The organism is Synechococcus sp. R55.7, from assembly GCF_047461955.1.
Lineage (GTDB): Bacteria > Cyanobacteriota > Cyanobacteriia > Thermostichales > Thermostichaceae > Thermostichus.
The window spans coordinates 1-2,967 of record NZ_JANSIC010000273.1 but is presented as its reverse complement, the minus strand read 5'-3'; the positions used below and the strand labels follow the sequence as shown (position 1 = coordinate 2,967).

General features: G+C 56.7%; 4 protein-coding genes. All 4 read right to left on the bottom strand.

The features are described 5' to 3' along the window. The coding region (locus NW820_RS11590) for an MFS transporter (protein ID WP_414407554.1) at positions 1-941 on the bottom strand (941 nt) is incomplete at its 3' end. 42 nt (positions 942-983) lie between these two features. Then, positions 984-1,328 (bottom strand): DUF190 domain-containing protein, encoded by a 345-nt coding sequence (locus NW820_RS11585; protein ID WP_011431825.1) that lies wholly within the window; start codon positions 1,326-1,328, stop codon positions 984-986. 309 nt (positions 1,329-1,637) lie between these two features. Continuing rightward, positions 1,638-2,069: a fluoride efflux transporter CrcB gene (crcB, locus tag NW820_RS11580; RefSeq protein WP_414331492.1), complete on the bottom strand. Its 432-nt coding sequence runs from the start codon at positions 2,067-2,069 to the stop codon at positions 1,638-1,640. Positions 2,070-2,121: 52 nt separating this feature from the next. Beyond that, on the bottom strand, positions 2,122-2,967 hold an 846-nt coding region (locus NW820_RS11575), incomplete at its 5' end, for a universal stress protein (RefSeq protein ID WP_414407553.1).

The window sequence follows — 2,967 nt, the reverse complement described above, 5'->3', positions numbered from 1 at the left end:
CCCCAGAGCACCATGCCCAGCACCGTCAGAGCATAGGTACCGGAAAAGGCCAGCGGCGCAAATCCAGCCGATACCGCCACCGCTCCCAGCAGGCTCCACAGCCCCACGCGGTCAAACAGCCAGCCACAGCCCAGGGCTGCTAGGGCATCCACCCCCATGGCCAGGGCATAGAGCAAAGGGATCCCTGCCCCATCGCTCCCTGACTGTTGTTGCAGATGCAGGGCAATGAGGGGAAAATCCGCAAACCCCATAGCCACACAGGCTGCTGCCAAAAGATACAGCCAGAAAACTTTGGGCAAGCCTTTTGCTGGAGTCATCTCCGGCTCCGGCTCAAAGTCGCGCGGACTGGGATACAGCCATTGCGCTAGCCCCAAAGCCGCCAGCCCCACCGCTGCCGGGATCCCCAAGGCCAAAAACGCGCCCCGGAAGCCATATCCCGCTCCTAGCATGGCTGCCACCAGCAGCGGCCCTGCCACTGCCCCAATTTGATCTAGGGTCTCATGCAGGCCAAACCCCAAGCCCCGTCCCACCTGCAGGGCTGCATGAGAAAGCAACACGTCCCGCGGCGGGGTGCGGATCCCTTTGCCGGTCCGCTCGGCCAAGAGCAGCACGGCGGCCCAAGGCCAACTGCCCACCCAGGCCAAAGCCGGGATCACCGCTGTGTTGATGACATAGCCCAAGGTGGTGAGCTGCCAGTGCCCCCGACTGCGGTGCAAGGGATCCCTGCCCAGCTGGTCGCTCCAATACCCCACTCCCAAGCGCAAGCCATAGGCCAATAGCTCCCCCCCGCCGGCCACCAGGCCCACCACCGTGCCGCTGGCCCCTAGGGATCCCAAAAAAGCTCCAGAAATGCTGCGTGCCCCTTCGTAGGTGGCATCGGCGCAGAGGCTGACGATCCCCAGCAAAACAATAAAGCGCAGGGCAGAAGGGGAATCGGGCATAACCAGCTCCTTGGCAATGGGGAATCTATTTTCAGATCTGGACTATTGTTGTTGATGAGGAACATGATGGAATACTTGTACCCTATGGCAAGTAACTAGACCGTCATGCATCAGAGTTTTTACTTCCGGTAGAAAGGCTTTGATTTTTTCCGGCGTGTCGATGAAAGTTACCAAAATGGGCAGATCTGTGGAAAGCTCTAGAAGGTTACTGCTGCGAATATGACTGTTTCGACCAAAGCCAGCAATAGCTCGCACCACAGTACCACCAGCTAGCCCACGCTGACGACCTAGCTCCAGCAGAGCCAGGTAGAGAGGCTTCCCTTGCCAACGGTCTGACTCGCCGATGTAAATATCCAATTTATAAACTTCTGGTTCATCATCTAGCATACTTGTATCCCTTTTGTCTTTGGGCTGTTGCGATTGTCATGGTTACAGATTTTTCCGCTTCACATAAGGTCTACAGTGAAGTGGGATCCTTGTCAGGCAAGAGATTGGCTGGCATTGGCTGTAGTGAGTAACGCTGGAAAAACTGTATATTGCTTTGGTGAAGAGTGCTCCTTAAGATAAGAAATTCCAGGGGGTTGACTAGTGGGGATCCCGGTGCTTTTAAGAAAAAAGTTATTGCCCAAAATGACCAGTTGCTGCACCTGGCTTTTGGATGGATAGATTGCTGATTGATAGGGGTTACGTTAAACGTTATCGCCACAATCGTGCCAACAGGATCCCAAGCTCCATAGCCAAGGCTCCAAATAGGCAAGAACCGAGCCAATAGACAAGCCCAGCAGCAAAGCGATGTTGCTGCCAGAGGCTAAAGGTATCCAGTTCATAGGTAGAAAAGGTGGTGTAGGAACCCAGGAATCCCACCCCGAACAGCAGGCGAATTTCCGGTGAGATCTCAGGGCGTTCCATAGCCACGGTCATGAACCAACCCATGACCACACAACCCGATAAGTTGATGATCAGGGTTCCGTAGGGAAAGCTAGGGCCAAATCGCTCCGCAAACCAGAGGGATAGATAGTAGCGACTCAGGGATCCGCCAATAGCCCCCAACGCAACCGCAAAGGGAACTCTCAAACTGGGAGAGACCAAGCCATGGTTTAGGTAAGCCCACACCGATTGCAAGCGCATCTATTCTCCTTGAACTGTGTTCCCAGAACTTCCTACGGAAAAGGTGGGATCCTTAGCTTTTTCTGCCCTCAGAGATAGGGATCCTGCTTCTCTTGAAGTCCTCTTCCTCTACCAAAATTACCGGAATCGGGCTGGTTTCCAACACCGCTTGGGAAGTGGATCCCACCAAAACCTGCTCCCAGCCGCGGTGGCCCCGCTTGCCCATGACGATGTCGGTTACCTGCCGCTCCTGAGCTAGGGTTACGATGGTCTCTGCCAAGGGCCCCGAGGCCAAGCAAAACTGGTGGCGAATATCCGCCAAAAGACGCTGGGTGAGTTGCCGCAACAGTTCTACCCCTTTCCCCTGCGGCTTATCGGTAACATGCAACACAATCACTTCCCCATCCACCCGCCGCGCCAAATCGGCCACCTTGCGCAGCACGGCTTCGGCCAAAGGGGAGGTGTCCACCGCTGCCAAAAAGCTCACCTTGCCCTGGCTGCCTACCTTGGTGGGATCCACCTCTCCTTTTTCCAAAAGCCGGGGAGCACACACCTGGGTCAGCCAAGCACCCAGGGGGGCCGTGACCAAAATCGACAGAGCCGCCAAAGCCAAAATGATCTCCCCACCGGGGATCCCTTGGGCCAAAGGGATCCCACCAATAGCCGCCTGCACCGTCGCCTTGGCCATGTTGCCCGGTAGCAAAAACAGCCGCTCCCGCCCGTTCCAATTGCTTCCCAGAGTGGAAAGCCACCAACCCAGGCCCCGCCCCAGCAGCAGACTCAAGGTCAAGAGCAGCAAGCCCGGCCAGAACACGGATCCCAGCACCCCCAGATCCAGCGACGCTCCCAGTAGCACAAACAACACGATCTCCGCCACCGTCCAGAGGGCATCGAACCCACCCCGCAGCCGCCGCGCCAA